This window comes from Ensifer sp. B1-9 (assembly GCF_050474445.1).
Lineage (GTDB): Bacteria > Pseudomonadota > Alphaproteobacteria > Rhizobiales > Rhizobiaceae > Ensifer.
Map to the genome: position 1 here is coordinate 190,544 of NZ_JBCHVG010000009.1, position 15,717 is coordinate 206,260.

Annotated in this window: 14 protein-coding genes; 3 read left to right on the top strand and 11 right to left on the bottom strand. The window is 62.8% G+C overall.

Annotated elements, in window-relative coordinates:
* Positions 1–56: 56 nt before the first annotated feature.
* Positions 57–1,190 carry an ABC transporter substrate-binding protein gene (locus tag ACQ5BM_RS18380; protein ID WP_429814103.1) on the bottom strand — a complete coding sequence of 378 codons (1,134 nt, stop codon included), beginning with the start codon at positions 1,188–1,190 and terminating at the stop codon, positions 57–59.
* Between the two features lie 105 nt (positions 1,191–1,295).
* Here ACQ5BM_RS18380 and ACQ5BM_RS18385 point away from each other — a divergent pair, with 105 nt between their 5' ends.
* A complete protein-coding gene (locus ACQ5BM_RS18385; RefSeq protein WP_429814106.1) occupies positions 1,296–2,099 on the top strand; it encodes a class I SAM-dependent methyltransferase in 804 nt (267 codons plus the stop codon).
* 32 nt (positions 2,100–2,131) lie between these two features.
* Here the strand turns inward: ACQ5BM_RS18385 and ACQ5BM_RS18390 are convergent, their stop codons facing one another.
* The 3 genes from ACQ5BM_RS18390 to nirK all read right to left on the bottom strand — a co-directional run bounded on the left by ACQ5BM_RS18390 (position 2,132) and on the right by nirK (position 5,214).
* Positions 2,132–2,830: a Crp/Fnr family transcriptional regulator gene (locus tag ACQ5BM_RS18390; RefSeq protein ID WP_334197174.1), complete on the bottom strand. Its 699-nt coding sequence runs from the start codon at positions 2,828–2,830 to the stop codon at positions 2,132–2,134.
* Between the two features lie 230 nt (positions 2,831–3,060).
* The gene (locus ACQ5BM_RS18395) at positions 3,061–3,978 is read right to left on the bottom strand and encodes an SUMF1/EgtB/PvdO family nonheme iron enzyme (protein WP_429814111.1); all 918 of its coding nucleotides are present in this window, start codon (positions 3,976–3,978) and stop codon (positions 3,061–3,063) included.
* A 99-nt stretch (positions 3,979–4,077) separates the two neighbouring features.
* Positions 4,078–5,214 carry a copper-containing nitrite reductase gene (gene nirK, locus ACQ5BM_RS18400; RefSeq protein WP_429814114.1) on the bottom strand — a complete coding sequence of 379 codons (1,137 nt, stop codon included), beginning with the start codon at positions 5,212–5,214 and terminating at the stop codon, positions 4,078–4,080.
* 340 nt (positions 5,215–5,554) lie between these two features.
* Here nirK and ACQ5BM_RS18405 point away from each other — a divergent pair, with 340 nt between their 5' ends.
* Positions 5,555–6,778, top strand: a complete 1,224-nt coding sequence (locus ACQ5BM_RS18405; RefSeq protein ID WP_429814116.1) for an NnrS family protein — start codon at positions 5,555–5,557, stop codon at positions 6,776–6,778.
* Positions 6,779–6,844: 66 nt separating this feature from the next.
* On the opposite strand, the gene ACQ5BM_RS18410 is transcribed toward ACQ5BM_RS18405, so the two are convergent.
* From ACQ5BM_RS18410 to ACQ5BM_RS18425, 4 genes are all read right to left on the bottom strand, one after another.
* Positions 6,845–7,171, bottom strand: a complete 327-nt coding sequence (locus ACQ5BM_RS18410; RefSeq protein WP_429814119.1) for a metal-sulfur cluster assembly factor — start codon at positions 7,169–7,171, stop codon at positions 6,845–6,847.
* Positions 7,158–7,688 carry a DUF2249 domain-containing protein gene (locus ACQ5BM_RS18415; RefSeq protein WP_429814121.1) on the bottom strand — a complete coding sequence of 177 codons (531 nt, stop codon included), beginning with the start codon at positions 7,686–7,688 and terminating at the stop codon, positions 7,158–7,160. The genes ACQ5BM_RS18410 and ACQ5BM_RS18415 overlap by 14 nt, the downstream gene beginning before the upstream one ends.
* Positions 7,669–9,048, bottom strand: coding sequence for a hypothetical protein (locus ACQ5BM_RS18420; protein WP_429814124.1), 1,380 nt, complete (start codon positions 9,046–9,048; stop codon positions 7,669–7,671). Before ACQ5BM_RS18420 ends, ACQ5BM_RS18415 begins: the two co-directional genes overlap by 20 nt.
* Positions 9,049–9,196: 148 nt before the next feature.
* Positions 9,197–9,475, bottom strand: a complete 279-nt coding sequence (locus ACQ5BM_RS18425) for a DUF2249 domain-containing protein (protein ID WP_376741699.1) — start codon at positions 9,473–9,475, stop codon at positions 9,197–9,199.
* A gap of 223 nt (positions 9,476–9,698) precedes the next feature.
* Between ACQ5BM_RS18425 and hemN the strand changes: the two genes are divergently transcribed.
* Entirely contained in the window at positions 9,699–11,051 is a 1,353-nt protein-coding gene (gene hemN, locus ACQ5BM_RS18430) for an oxygen-independent coproporphyrinogen III oxidase (protein WP_429814127.1), read from the top strand.
* Between the two features lie 461 nt (positions 11,052–11,512).
* On the opposite strand, the gene ACQ5BM_RS18435 is transcribed toward hemN, so the two are convergent.
* From ACQ5BM_RS18435 to ACQ5BM_RS18445, 3 genes are all read right to left on the bottom strand, one after another.
* Positions 11,513–13,414, bottom strand: coding sequence for a nitric oxide reductase activation protein NorD (locus ACQ5BM_RS18435; RefSeq protein ID WP_429814129.1), 1,902 nt, complete (start codon positions 13,412–13,414; stop codon positions 11,513–11,515).
* 8 nt (positions 13,415–13,422) lie between these two features.
* Entirely contained in the window at positions 13,423–14,235 is an 813-nt protein-coding gene (locus tag ACQ5BM_RS18440) for a CbbQ/NirQ/NorQ/GpvN family protein (RefSeq protein ID WP_334197184.1), read from the bottom strand.
* A gap of 63 nt (positions 14,236–14,298) precedes the next feature.
* On the bottom strand, positions 14,299–15,645 hold the full coding sequence (locus tag ACQ5BM_RS18445) for a nitric-oxide reductase large subunit (RefSeq protein ID WP_173519587.1): 1,347 nt from the start codon (positions 15,643–15,645) through the stop codon (positions 14,299–14,301).
* Positions 15,646–15,717: the final 72 nt, after the last annotated feature.

The window sequence follows — 15,717 nt, forward strand, 5'->3', positions numbered from 1 at the left end:
TCATACCTTTCGATCGCAGCGCCGGCGGCCTCCTGTTCAGCCAACCGCCGATGCACTTACTTGCTGGTCGTCAGCGAAACGAAGTAGCCGCCCTTGTAGGGAAGCGGCAGGAAACGCTCGTGCAACTCCCTGAACGTCGCCTCCGGGTCGAGATCGGCGAAGAGGTCGGGATGCAGCCACTTGGCGATCTGCTGGATCGCGACGAACTGGTAGGGGTTGTTGTAGAACTGGTGCCAGATGGCATGGACCTGCCCGTCCTTGACCGCCTGCACGCCGGTAAAGGCCGGGCGCCTGGTGAGGTTTTCGAGCTTGCGGGCGGCTTCTTTTTCATCGGCACCGTAGCCGACGCCGACCCAGGCACCGCCCGGCACATAACCCTGCCAGTTGCCGCCGGTGATGATGATCTGCTCCGGGTTTGCGGCGATGATCTGTTCCGGATTGACCGTGCCGAAGGTGCCGGGAATGATGTCCTTCGCCATGTTCACGCCGCCGGCGAATTCGACCATCTTGCCGAAATTCTCGTTGCCGAAGGACATGCAGCAATCGTCGGAGTAGCCGCCGGCCCGCTCAACGAAGACGAGCGGCTTCTTCGGATTGGCCTTCGCCAGCACGTCGGTCACCTTGGCGATGTTCTCGGCGCGGAACGTGATGAACTTTTCGGCCTTTTCTTCCTTGCCGAGAAGCTTGCCCATCACACGCATGCTCGGCTCGGTGTTTTCCATCGGCTTTTCGCGGAAGTCGACATAGACGAGCGGGATGCCAACCTTGGCGAGCTTTTCGATGTAGCCGGCCTCCTCCGTCGCCGTCTTGGCATCGACGTTCATCAGGACGACATCGGGCTTCAGCGCCACCGCCTGCTCGATGTCGAAGGTCCCGTCCTTCATGCCGCCGAAGGTCGGCAGCTTGGCGATATCAGGGTATTTCGCGAGATAGGCGGCGTAGGTTTCAGGATCCGCCTTTGCCAGGTCGTCGCGCCAGCCGACGACGCGCTTAAACGGGTCATCGCGGTCGAGGGCGCCGAGGAAATAGATCTGGCGCCCTTCACCGAGGATGAGGTGCTCGACCGGCACATTGACCTCAACGTCGCGACCCGTGACATCTTTCAACGTCACGACATCAGCGAAGGCTGCCGTTGAAAAAAGCACGCAAAAGCCCGTGGCGGCCGCGGCCACCCTGTTGAAAAGCTGCATTGTTTTCTGCTCCGCTGGGAAAATCGACGCGATCTAATGTTTCATGACTTTATTAGTCAACATTTATCTTTTAGAACGCCTCCAAACAGGGCGAGCGGTATCGATATGAGCGATGTAACGGATCGGCAGAACTACAACCTGCGGGATGAAATCAAGACCTATTGGTCGGAGCGCGCCGCGACCTTCGATCTGTCGCCAGGACACGAGATCTTCTCGGAGGACGAGCGCGCGGCCTGGCACAGGCTGCTTCTACGCCATCTCGGACCGGGCTCCGGCCGCAGCGCGTTGGATCTTGCGAGCGGCACCGGCGTCATCTCCCACCTGCTCGACGATCTCGGCTTCAAGGTACAGGGCCTGGACTGGGCCGAGCCAATGCTCGAACGCGCCCGTGAAAAGGCCCGCAAGCGGGGTCGTTCCATTCGCTTCGGTCTGGGTGATGCCGAAAATACCATGGAGCCCGATGACCACTACGATGTCGTCGTCAACCGGCATCTCGTCTGGACGCTCGTCAATCCGGCCGCAGCCTTCGCGGAGTGGCTTCGCGTTCTCAAGCCGGGCGGAACGCTGCTGATCGTCGATGGCGACTTTGTGAATACCAGCGCGCTCGAGCGGTTGTTCTCGAAGCTCAGCGCCTGGGGACAACGCCTCGGCGTGTTCAAATCGGAACCGCCGAGCGGCTCATCACAGATGCTGGCGACGCATCGCAGCATTCTCTCGCGCGTTCACTTCTCCGAGGGCGCGCGCGCCGAGGCCGTGGTCGATCTTCTGCAGAGGGCCGGATTTGTCGATATCGAGATCGATACCGATCTTGGTGAGATCCATCGCGCCCAGGCGAGGAACTGGAATGTGTTCAAAGGTCTGGCGCGGCAGTCACAGCACCGCTACGCCATTCGCGCCGCAAAACCGTAGCTGTTCCGTCAATCCGCCGGAGCATCCGAAATCTAGCCGCCGACGCGTTCGGCGAGACGCCGCAGACCTGGAATGTCCTTGAGCGTCAGCTTCTGCCGACCGCCCTGGACGAGGCCCTGGCCTTCCCAGGCGCTGAGGATGCGCGAGACCGTATGCAGCGTCGTTCCCGTCATCTCAGCGATATCCTGGCGCGAGATCGGGAAATCGATGCGGATACCGCCGCCATCGGGCTTGCCGGCCTGCTCGGCCAGCCGCAGCACCGTATGGGCGACGCGGCGCTCGACTTCCTCCGTCGACATTTCGCGGATACGGGTATGCGCCTCGTCGAGACGCTGGCCGATCGTATGCATGGCATTGACGGCGAGGTGGGGGTTCTTCTCAACGAAGACGTTCCAGAGCTCCGTCGGCCAGGCGAGAACGAGGCTCTCGGTCGCCGCCGTCGCGGTTCCCGGGTAGTCGCTGCGCTGGAGCGCACGGGCAAAGCCGAAGAGATCGCCGGGATTGACGACCCGGACGATGATCTGCTGCCCGTCCTTGGTGACCTGGGTCACCTTCAGCCGGCCATGCAGCAACAGGAAGAAGAAATCGGCCGTCGCGCCCTGTTCGAACACGGCTTCGTTCTGCGGAACGCGCCGCACCGTGGCGCGCGTCAGCAGCGAATCCAGTTCCGGGTCGCTCATCTTCTGGAACAAAGGGAGCGATTTGACGAGTGTGCGATCGAGTGCAGCCACTTTGGCCCTACATCCTGCCGTTTGAGTTGCCCTGATCTAGCACGGCCCAGGACCCTACAAAAGGACCAGAGCGCCGCACGACCGGTCAGACGCACAAGGGTCGCGGCAGCACCTCGATTGTCACATGTGTTTTGCCCCTGGACCGGCGACGACCCAAGGGCAAAAGCATGTATCGGAACCTATGCCCGCTAAGGCGTGAGAGCCTTGGCGGCTCTACCGGCCGCGCCATCTCACCCAGCGCCCAGGAGCCGGCGTTCGAAGGCATAGAGGAAACCCGAATACCAACGACCGTCGCGCACCAGCCGAAAGCCGAGATTATCCGGCGGTACGCCCACGGCGCAGCCGCCGCTTTTCGGGTCACGGATGAAGAAGCTCATCGACGCCCGGTGCTTGCCGTTGACGACGAAGATGCCACAGGCCGGAGACTCTTTCAGTACCTCGCCGTCTTCGCCTATGGTGACGCGGCGGTGGCAGGTCTCGGTCCATTCCCAGACATTGCCGTCCAGGTCCGCAACCCCATACTCGTTTTCGCCGAAAGCGCCCGATGGCTGCGGCATCGGGTTCTCTGCGCGCTGCCGGCTCGCTTCGCGCTCGTAGTCCGCCAGCCAGCGCAGCGCCGGATTGTCCTTGGTGCCGTCGATCCCGAGCGCATCGTCCGGAAATTTGGAACCGGCGGCAAAGGCCCATTGCTGGTCGGTCGGAAGGCGCCAGACCACGCCGGTCTTCTTCGTCAGCCACGCAGCATATGCAGTCGCGTCGGTATAGTTGACCCCGGTCATCGGCACACCCGGCAGGCCCGCACCATGCCCGCCTTCCGGCTGCTGGCAGGCGCTGTCGGCAACGCAACGTTCATAGTCCTGACGCGTCACCTGGTATTTCATGATCTCGAGCGGTTCTTTAAGCGCTGCGACGACGATGGGCGCATCAACGGCAAAACCGTTCTTCAGGAAGTGTCCCTCTGCCCGATAGCTCATTTCACGCGGCGCGATCGTCACGGTTACCGGCGCCTTGACCGACAGGTCGACGCCGTCCTTGAGATCGTCGAACAGCCCCACCTTCGCCGAAAGCACGCCGCCGATTGCGGCCAGAAGGACGGCCGGCGCTGCGAGCGACAGGAGCGAAATCGCAGATTTCTTTTTGCTGGGCATGGGAGGTCTCCGGGGGAAACGGCACGCGCTGGCAGGCGCGTGCCCTCGTTCGCGTGTGGGGTCGCTGAGACCGCGGCCCCACGGTTACCTTGCTTCAGGCTACATCGACGCCGGCTTGACGATCGAGGTCATGAGGTCGTCGTTCCATTCGCCGGTGACCTTGAAGTGGCCGGCAGCACCCAGCTCGAACGCCTCGATCAGGTTGTGGTTGACATAGGCGTACACACCCGGCTGGCGGAAGGTGTAGAAGGCAGCGCCCGCGGTTCCGCCAGGAATGAGCCAGGTTTCCTGGTCGAGGTCCGGCGGATTGCGGAACTTGCCGGTTGCCCAGACATAGTCACCATGTCCGCCGATCAGGTGCGGCCGCGTATCGCGGTTGGCCTGCGAATGGACGACGAGCACGCGCTCGCCCACGGCCGCGGTCAGGGCATTGTCGCCGGTCAGCGCACCGACCGCGCCGTTGAAGACGATGTGGGTCGGGGTTAATGTGCGCATCGCCTTTACCGCATCTTCATAGGCTTCGCCGGGGGTCTCGTATTTCTTGTAGTGCCCGGCCTCGTCCTTCGGCACGTAGAAATCCTGCTCGCCGACATAGTAGATCTTGTCATAGGTCAGCGGCTGGCCCTTTTCGTCCTTCAGGCCTTCACGCGGTAGCACCATGATGGCGCCGTTCATGCCCGAGGTGACGTGCCAGGGCACCATTCCTTCAGGCGCGCAATGGTAGACGAAGACGCCGGGCTTGGTGGCCTTGAAGCGAAGCGTCGTCTCCTCGCCCGGGTTGACCTGGGTCAGCGCGCCACCGCCCAGAGCGCCGGTCGCGGCGTGAAAGTCGATGTTGTGCAGCAGCGTGTTGGTCGCCGGGTTGATCAGCCGCAGCTCGACATAGTCGTTCTCATGCACGATCATCAGCGGGCCAGGCACCGAGCCGTTGAAGGTCATCGCGTGGATCTCGGTGCCCTCACGGTCGATCACCAGCTTCTTTTCCTCGATCGTCATGGTGAATTCGACGACGCGTGGTCCGGTCTTGGCGACCTGCTCGTGGGCATGTACGAAAGGCGGCTTGACGAGATCGACCTTCACGCGCGGCAGGGCCGAGACATCGACGGGGGCAGCACCCGCTGCCGTGGCGGCGCCGGCCGCCTTAGCCTGCGCGGTATGGAGAAGCGGCGCAACCGCGCCCGCCAGGGCAGCACCGGCAAGCATCGTCCGGCGGGTCATCTGAAGTTGTTCAGTCATCTTGCTCTCCTTCGGCGCACTCCAGCGGCCGGGATTGGCCTTCTGCGAAACGCGCCTGTATTCAACGAGTTAGGGTGGGCGACGCCGACTTGGGCGGCCTCACCTCCGGTCTCGACCACCGGTCCCCCAGCAGTCACAAGAGAAGTAGAACCAGAGACGAATCGCGTCTTTGTCTTGGAACAAATCCTTTCGCGGAGAGCGCATTTCTTTGCCGCCGCATGAACACACATGGCGAAGCGGGGTAACGGTACTTGCGTTTTCGCAAAGAGCGCCTCCGAAGCCATTGATAGATCAAGCCTCATCCGCAATCCCGCAAGCACGCACGACGAGGACGGTGATCATGTTGGACAGACTCATAAGACCGAAACCGAGCGGCGGCATTCCGCGCGGGCTCTCGACCACCGGCCCGGTGCTCTTCTCCTACGGTTTCCGGCCGTTCTTTCTGGGCGCCACCCTTTGGGCGATCGGCGCCATGGCACTCTGGATCTCCGCATTGATTCTCGGGATCAACCTTGCCGGCAACTACGGCGCCGCTCATTGGCACGCTCACGAAATGCTGTTCGGCTTCTCCTCCGCTGTGCTCGGCGGCTTCCTGCTGACGGCGATCCCGAACTGGACCGGCAGGCTGCCGGTTTCCGGTCGCCCGCTCGCCACCCTCTTCGGGCTCTGGGTCGTCGGTCGGGTCGCGCTGCTGTCGAGCGGTGTCATCGGCCTGCCCGTGGCCGCGGGTATCGAAGCGCTGTTCCTGCCGGTGCTCCTGCTGATCTGCGCGCGCGAGGTGATTGTCGGCCGGAAGTGGAAGGACCTAAAGGTCATCGGCGGGCTGGTGCTTCTGTCCGCCGCCAACATCTGGTTCCATCTCTCGGTTCTCAGCGAGCTCGACGTCGATGCCGCAGCGCGGCTGGCGATTGGCGCCTACACCATGCTGATCATGATCGTCGGCGGGCGCATCGTGCCAAGCTTCACGCGCAACTGGCTGAACAAGGTCGAGCGCACCAATTTCCCGGTGCCCTATAACCGCTTCGACACGGCGGCGATCCTGATCGGCGTCGCGGCGCTTGCCGCCTGGACCTTCGCACCTGTTCACATCGTCACCGCGGCGATCGCGCTCGTCGCTTGCGCTTTCCATACGGTGCGGCTGTTCCGCTGGCACGGATTGGCGACCTGGCCGGAAAAGCTGCTCTTCGTGCTGCACGCGGCCTATGCCTTCGTGCCGCTCGGCTTCCTCGCGATAGCAGCCGGTGCGATCGAACTTCTGAGCGAATACCCGGTCATGCATGTGCTGACCGTCGGCGTCATAGCGTCCATGATGCTCGCCGTCATGACCCGCGCCAGCCGCGGCCACACCGGCAGGCCGCTGGTCGGCTCGGCGCTCACCAATGCCTCCTATGTCGCGATCATGACCGCAGCACTGATCCGTCCGCTGGCAGAGGTGCTGCCTGCGCACTATCACTACCTGATCGCGCTTTCGGGTGCGTTGTGGATCGCCGCTTTCGCGCTGTTCACAGTCGAATATGGGCCGATGCTGGTGTGCGAACGCCGGTCGCTTCGTGCGTCATCCTGACGGCCCGTTCGAACCCAAAGCAAAAGGCGCCGGATCAGCCGCGCCTTTTTTCCTGCAAGACCACTCTCAGAAGATGCTGCCCTGCGCGAATTCGACCGCACTGTCAGCCATCATCTCAGGGGTCCAGGGCGGCTCGTAGGTCAGGCGCACTTCGGCGTACTCGACACCCGGCACATACCAGACGCAGTTCTGCACCGCTTCCTTGAGGAAGGCCGTCGCCGGGCACCCCTTGATCGTCGTCGTCATCGTGACGCGGGCAATACCGCCTTCCTGAACGTCGATGTCATAGATCAGGCCGAGATCGACGACGTTCTTGCCCATTTCGGGATCGATGATGATGCGCAGCGCATCGCGGATCTTCTCTTCGAGATCCAGGGTTTCAGGCGCCGGCATGCGTACGTCCTCCGCCGATGCGAATGAGGATCCGGTAGGTCTCGCCGGTCGCATCGAAATTGCCGGCCCATTTATGCCCGCGCTTGGCGAGCTCCGGATAGAGGAACAGCGGTTCGCGCGCGAGCAAGGCGAAGAGCACTTCGCCCTCTGTCATCTTCTCGGCGGTCGCCAGAATGCGCACCATCGGCTCGGGCGGATCGAGATCGGTCAGGTCGAGCTGGCGGCTTGGATCCGGCCAGGTGTCCAGATCCGTTTCGCCGGCCGAAAGCCGGATCCCGTCGACCTCTCCTTCGGGCGTGAACAGAACCTCCCAGTCGCCGTTGTCGAGCGGGCGGTCCTGATGCGTGAAACCGCGTCCGGCCATGACGCTGAAGAGCGGAACGGGCCTGAAGGTGGCAATCAGCCTCAGCGCCTGGCCTGGCGCCAGGCTATCGACAGCATTCATGATGGCCTGAAACGGATCGCTGCCGCCGCGTAAAAGCGGTCGAACGTCGAGTTCAAAGGGATCTTGGCTCATGGGAACCTCCGTGAGGAATGGATGGCAGAAACAGGCCTGGTCGAACAAGTCCGCCAGGCAGTCGAAGTTCGGCCGGAACATTGATCAGCCGCCGTGTTCGCACGAACTCCAGGATGAGCGCATTGACGGCAATCAACTGGCCGAGGCTCGCAAAGCGAAACAGGATCGCGCTACCGATCAGCAGGGCCAGCGTCGCGACCGCAACCGTCAGATAATAGAGCCGAAACCAGCGAAGGGCTGCGGCCTCGACGACGAGGTCCTGGACCCGCGGCGTCGGCATACGCCCGAGTGCCGGCCCATAACATTCGAGCCAGGTCATGAACGGCACGATCTTGTAGAGCTGGGCGAGCCCCATGCCCGTCAGCCAGCCGAAGGCAACGAGATAGGTGACGGCTCCGGTGCCCGCATCGAGACACCCGAGCGCCAGCAGCGCCACGAAGAGCAGGCTCGCGGCGATCAGGGACGCGAAGGCGCCGATGCTGGCGCGGCTGTTGAGCTCGATCGCCTTGCGTCGGCGCTGCCGATAGATGCGCAGGATATCGCCGACATAGATCGCCACCACCGCAGCGCCGGAAGCGACGGCAAAGATGAGAAGCGGCACACGGCCGAATGTGCCCACGAGAATGACAGGGACCGCTGCGGCCAGAAGGCCGAGACAAAGCGTACCGAGCACGAAGACGAGCCGACTGCTTGCGCGTTCCTTGTCCGGCGACAGCATGAACATGCTCAAAAGCCGGTAGCTGACGCCCATGGTGGTGAAGCTCAACCAGCCGCAAAGGCCCAGGGAAGCATGAAGTGACAGTCCGTCGATCGTCAGGTCGATCGCGCCTTCCGCATCGATCAAGCCCGAAAGTACACAGGCATAGACGCCGCCGAGCAGCATCGTGGCGAAGAGCGCAGCGAGACCGACCGCGACAAAGCGGGCCGGGAGCGGCAGCGGGCGCGCATGCCAGAGTGTCGCCGCGAAGTCGAAGCCATGCACTGAGAACCCGACAATCGAGAACGCCGCTCCGAGAGGAAGCAGCGTCACCGGAAGATAGATCGTGCCCGAGAGGCTGACGAAGCCGAGCGTCAGGCTGGCGATGCCGCCGATGAGCAACAGAAGTGCCGGTAGAGCGACGCTAGGGAAGGACAGCGGCCGGCCGACGAGAACCGGCACGAATTGCAGCAACGCACCGGTCATCAGCAAGCTCAACCAGCCCAGGACAACGATATGGACGAGCGCCAGCGTTTCCGGCGCCTCAAGGGCCGAGACCGGGTAGCCGTAGCCGAGAACCATCATGATCTCGCCAAGGACGAGAAAGATCAGCGCGGCCGCGAGATAGGACATCGTCCAGCGGGATAGCGTGGCTGCGAACATGGCGGTTCATCCCCTAGATCACGATGGGTTTTGGCCGAGCCGATCAAAAACCAATAAACGTGATCGATTCTCGTAAGTTAGAGCGGGATGTGAGCGGAAGACCGCCCAGATTTTTCTTCGTCCCGCTCTTGAGGCGCACCGACGGGGCTCAGTGCCCGCCGCAGCAGCAATCGCAGCCGGAGGATTGTTGCCGGCCGATTTCGACACGCCAGACATCAGGTCCCTGCTCAAGATATTCCCAGGTGAATTCGCCCGGATAACGCGTTTCCAACTGGTAGTGCAGCGGACGCGGGTCATGATCGTTGATGATGATGAAGGCGCCGCCCTCGGCAAGCGCGTTCAACATGCCGAAGATTTTGGGATGGCGCTCCACCGGCGGGATCGTCCGCACGTCGATGAAGGGCTTGTCGGTCTCTGCAATGCTCATGGTCATCCGCTCTAGTCGCCGTCGTTGCTTGATGATCCGGGAAACGCCGGCGCACACGCCCCGGATTTCCGCAACCTAACGACGACCGCACCGCGACATTTTGTCGAAGCGCAAACAAATCCCGGTTTGCCCGAGACCACCCCCCGTCCTTGACTTTTCGCAAAGAGTTACCGGGCCACGCAGCCTAGAAGGATGCATCCATCGCCACCCAGATGAGGACGAAATGTTAGCTTCCGCGCTCCTGAAATACGGTGAAATGCGCCTGCCGCGCTACACGAGTTACCCGACCGCGCCACGCTTTGCCGCAGCGGTCGACGAGCAAACCTACGGCGCCTGGCTGAAGGCGATACCAAAGGGGCAGGATGTGTCGCTCTATCTGCACATCCCTTTCTGTCGATCGATGTGCTGGTATTGCGGCTGCCACACTACGATCACCAAGAAGGATGATCCGATCCTCGATTATCTCGACGTGCTGAGAGACGAAATCCGCATGGTCGCCGATACCGTCGGACGCCCCTTGCCGGTGGCGGAAGTGCACTTCGGCGGCGGTACGCCGACAATCATCGAGCCGCGCGAATTCCTGGCGCTGATGACATTGATGCGCGAACGCTTCGCTCTCACTCCGTCGACCAACGTCGCCGTCGAGATCGATCCGCGCCGGTTGACGCTCGCCATGGCCGAGGCGCTCGGCGAAGGTGGCGTGCGGCGCGCAAGCCTCGGCGTGCAGAGCTTCGATCCCGTCGTGCAGAAGGCGATCAATCGCATTCAGAGCGAGAAGCAGACGGCCGAGGCCGTCGGCCATCTGCGCAGGGCCGGCATTGGCGGGATCAATTTCGACCTGATCTACGGCCTGCCGCATCAGACGGTTCGCTCCTGCGTCGAGACGGTCGAAGCGGCCGTGGCGATGTATCCGGAACGGTTCGCCGTTTTCGGCTACGCCCATGTGCCAAGCTTCAAGAAGCACCAGCGCATGATCGATGAGAAGGCACTGCCCGACAGTAGCGCCCGCGCCGAACAGGCGACGGCGATCAGCGAGGCGCTCGTCAAGGCCGGCTACCGGCAGATCGGCCTCGATCATTTTGCCTTGCCTGATGACGATCTCGTCACCGCCCAGGCAGCCGGACGGCTTCGCCGCAACTTCCAGGGCTACACGACCGACAATTGCGAGACGCTGATCGGTTTTGGCGCCTCGGCGATCGGCCGCTCGCGCGACGGTTATGTCCAGAACGAGGTACCGCCGGGTGTTTACGCAAGCCGCATCGCCTCGGGCCGGCTCGCAACCACGAAGGGTTACCGGCTGACCGACGAGGACAGGCTGCGTGCCGTGATCATTGAACGATTGATGTGCGATTTCAGCGCGGATATTTCCTCAATCGCCGCGGCGCACGGCCGGGACTGGCAGTCGCTCATCGAAGGCAACGGCAAATTGGCCGAACTGCAACAGGACGGTGTGATCGATATCGCTAATGGCGTCATCACGGTCAGGCCCCAGCACCGCTTCGTCATCCGCGCGGTGGCGGCGGCCTTCGATGCTTATATCGATGAAACTCAGCGAGTGCACAGCAAGGCTGCTTGAGGGCTCTTTCGCCAGGAAGGCTCGGCCATTGCCGAGTCTTCTGTCACAATAATCAACGCAGGCCGGAGCGCCGCCGTACTGCTCCGGCTCACCCCTCTTTATCTCCTCACATACGTCCGGGCATCGCGTCTTGGGTCCTCGCCTCAGGGGCGAGGGTGATTGCGTTTGGGCTGCCTCGCATTAAAAGCCGATCGCTTCACGGTTTTCAGCGACCACCAACACTGGCGAATGCGGGAGCCTTCGCGCCGATACAAAGTCAACCGAGCGCCCATTCTCTCCGTCATTATCGGGCTTGCCCCGAGCATCCCGATGCAGCCCCTGCTCACAGGGGCGCCGCGAACGCGAAGTTTGGGGATCCGCGGCTCGAACCCGCGGGAGACGATGGGCGCCCGCATACCCTGACCTTGAACCCAAAAGGCCCGACGATTGCCGGGCCTTTGTTTCCTGACTGGCTGACCGCCTCACCCGACCAGGTTGCGGTAGATCGCCGGCAGCGCCGCGGGTAGCCGCGAGATGTTGCCCACGACCGCGTAGCCGTTCTGGCCGAACATGGCGGGCACGTAGGACTTCGCCTCGCGATCGACCGTGACGGCAAAGGTGTTGATGCCGCTCCGTCGCGCCTCCGTGACCGCCCGGCGGCTGTCTTCAAGCGCGAAGCGTCCCTCATAATGGTCGATGTCGTTGGGCTTGCCGTCGGTCAGTACCAGGAGAAGCTTCTTGCGGTTCGGTTGCCGGCGAAGCTCGGCCGAGGCATGGCGGATGGCCGCACCGATGCGGGTGTAATAGCCGGGCTTCAGCGCGGCAATACGCGCCTCGACCAGCGGTCCCATCGCCTCGTTGAAGGCTTTGACCGTTTCGACCCGCACCCAGTCGCGCCGTCGCGACGTGAAGGTCAGGATCGAGTGGTTGTCGCCGCAAGCGGAAAGCCCGTGCGCAAGGATGAGCAGAGCCTCTTTCTCCACGTCGAGCACCCGCCGGTTGTCGGACCAGGAGTCGGTCGACAGCGACACGTCGACGAGGATCGTCACCGCTAAATCGTGCACCTGCGGCCGACTCATCAAATGGATGCGATCGCTACCTTGGCCGCCGGCGGCGAGGTCGGTGCGGGCACGCACGACCGCGTCGAGATCGAGATCGGCGCCGTCGAGTTGGGCGCGTAGCATCTCATGCCGCGGGCGCAGCACTTCGAACTGGCGTCGCACGCGGCGGATCAGGCTCTTGCTTTCATCCGTGAGTTCAGGGCGCTCTTCGTGGCCGGAGGCGGGCATCGCCAGCACGCGGCAATGGTCTTTGAGATATTGGCCTGTCCGGTAATTCCATTCGGGATAGGTGAGCTCGGCCGTCAGCGGCGTCGGATCGACCGCTTCCGGCGGCAAGTCGAGATCGAAGCGGAAGCGCGCCGAGGGCCGCCCCTTGCGCTCGCCGAGCGTCATGTCGTCGAGTTCCTCGGCAGCCTTGCTGTCGTGGTCGTCGCTGTCATCGCCGGGGCGGTCGACATTGACCATCTCGGCCATGGCCAGGATCTTCTCGAAGCGGTTGAGAATGAAGGGGCTGCGCTCGCCCTTGCGGTTTTCTGGGTTTTCGCGAACGGCGATATGGCGTTCGACTTCGGTAACCGCGGCCTGAGTGCCCGGCGTCGCGGCAATATCCTCGTCGCGGGTGGTCGTGGTTTCCGTACGCAACAGCGTGTCAGGCCAGAGCGGCATCGGCAGCATCGGCAGGTAGCCGGGTGGTGCGCGATGCGGGAAGATCACCGGCAGCGTCGCATCCGCCTGACCTGCAGCCTTGCGCAGGAGGCGCAGGATATGGTTTTCGAGATGTTGCTCGATCGTCGGCAACGCGCCCCGCTGCCGCTCGGCAAGCGTCGCTTCCGCCAGGCGCCGATAGCGCCGCCGAAGTCCCGGAAACCGCTGGAACACCTCCTCGACCGTTTCCTGGGCGCGCGACACGAGCGCCAGGTCGCGGCGGAGCGGATCGGTTTCACTGACGGGGTCGACCGGCATCGTTGCCATGTATGCAACCAGCCAGTGATAGAGATCCCGGTTGAGGTCCTTCGTCGGAAAGATATCGATCTCGCCGGGCAGCATCAGCGATGCGTGGTCGCGCGCGGGCTGCACGAGCTTCTCTTCGCCGAGCCCCATGCGCTGCCGCCACCGCAATCGATGGGTCGAGGTTCGACCACGGGCCGGCACGATCTGCACAGCCGCCTCGCCGCCGTGTCCGCGAAAGGAGACGCCGAGCACCGGCATCATGTCGGTGAGCTTCACCGCTTCGTCCGGATAGCGCCGCCAGGTTCTGGTGTTGCCGACGAAACGGTGCCACGCCCGTCCGACGGTCTCTTCGAGCTCGAGGAAATCAAGCATGGCTCACCTCAGGCGATCAGCGAGCCGGCCACTTCGAGAAGTGCTGCGCGTACATCCGGTTCGTCGGTGAGCGGTTCGATCATCGCAGCCCGCACCGCGTCCTTGACCGGCATGCCGGCATCGATCAGCGAAGCGCAATAGACGAGCAGCCGGGTCGACACGCCTTCTTCCAGGTCATGCCCCTTGAGGGCGCGCAGCCGTTGCGCGAGATTGACGAGCGGCGCCACCTGGCTTTCCAGCAATCCACTTTCCTGGGAAACGACGGCGATCTCCTGGTTCTTCGGCAGGAAATCGAATTCGATCGCCACGAAGCGCTGCCTGGTGCTGGGCTTCAGGCTCTTCAGCAGGTTCTGGTAGCCGGGATTGTAGGAGACGATCAGCATGAAGCTCGAGGGGGCTTCGAGCAGTTCGCCGGTGCGTTCGAGCGGCAACATGCGGCGATCGTCGGTTAGCGGATGCAGGACGACGGCGACATCCTTGCGAGCCTCGACGATCTCGTCGAGATAGCACACGCCGCCGTCGCGCACGGCGCGGGTCAGGGGGCCGTCGACCCAGACGGTGTCGCCACCCTTCAGGAGATAGCGACCGGTGAGGTCAGCGGCGGCAAGATCGTCATGGCAGGAAACGGTCGAAAGCGGCAGGCCGAGCTTCGCTGCCATGTGGCTGACGAAACGGGTCTTGCCGCAACCGGTCGGTCCCTTGAGGAGCAGCGGCAGCTGCCGCACCCAGGCGCTTTCGAACAGCGCGCATTCATTGCCGGAGGGACTATAGGCGGGGATATCGAGTGCCGCGCGACTGACGGCAGTTTGGACTGGGCTCATGGCAAGTCTCCATGCTGAAAATTCTTGGGGGTCCCGGCGCGGGGAACCGCGCCGGCTGATTGGTCATTCGGCGGGCTGGACCACGCCACTGAGCTTCTCGCTGCGCTCCCGGCCGGGCACGAGAACCGCCCAGATGAACATCAGCGCCGAGATCAGGACGACGGCACCGGAGCCGAGGCGGATCCAGTAGAACAGCGCAAGCTGATCCTGAACGTCCATGTAGCTTTCGCCGAGCACGCGCTGCAGGTGCGCCTGGAGAACACCGGCGAAGGTCAGCGCGAAGGTCATGACCGACATGGCGGTGCACATGATCCAGAAGCTCGTGATCGACAGCCACTGGTTATAGGGGGCGCGGCCGCGGATCTCCGGGATTGCATAGGCCATGACTGCGAGGTTCAGCATCACATAGGCGCCGAAGAACGCGAGGTGTCCGTGGGCCGCGGTCACCTGGGTACCGTGAGTGTAGTAGTTCACCGAAGACAGCGTGTGCAGGAAGCCCCAGACGCCGGCACCGAAGAAGGCCATGACCGAGCAGCCGATCGACCAGAGGAGGGCTGCGCGGTTCGGATGCTTGCGGCCGGCCTTCCAGGTCATCACGAAGGTGAAGATCACCATGGTGAAGAAGGGTGCGACTTCCAGCGTCGAGAACAGCGAACCGATCCACTGCCAGTAACCCGGCGCACCGATCCAGTAGTAGTGATGGCCCGTGCCGAGAATGCCGGAGAAGAGCGCCAGGCCGACGATGACATAGAGCCACTTCTCGACGACTTCGCGGTCGATGCCGTTGAGCTTGATCATCAGGAAGGCGAGCACCGATGCCATGATCAGTTCCCAGACGCCTTCGACCCAGAGGTGGACGACGTACCACCAGTACATCTTGTCGAGCGCCAGGTTGATCGGGTTGTAGAAGGCGAAGAGGAAGAAGATCGCCACACCCCAGAGCCCGAAGATCAGGATGTTGGTAACGGTGGTCTTGCGGCCTTTCAGCACCGTCAGCGTGATGTTGTAGAGGAACATCAGCGCGACGATGACGATGCCGACCTTGATCGCGAAGGGCTGTTCGAGGAATTCGCGGCCCTCGTGGATATGCATGAGATAGCCGACGACGGCGACGGCCGCGGCGATCAGGAAGATCCAGAACTGCGCGATGGCGATCTTCGTGCTGTAGAGTTCGGTTTCCGCTTCTTCGGGCAGCAGATAATAAGTTGCACCCATGAAGCCCATGAGCAGCCAGACGATCAGTGCGTTGGTATGGACCATGCGCACGATGTTGAAAGGCAGGAGCTCGGAGAGCGTGTTGGGCAGGACGTAAATGGTACCGGCAAGCACGCCGAACAGCACCTGGGCGAGGAACAGGCCGAGCGCTCCGTAAAAATAGAGCATCGCGACCTTTTGGGTTTGGTATTTCATGGTGTCACACTCCGATCGCTTCACAGAGCATCCCGCCGATTGGCGGATAAGATGCTCTGAATTCAAAGAAGG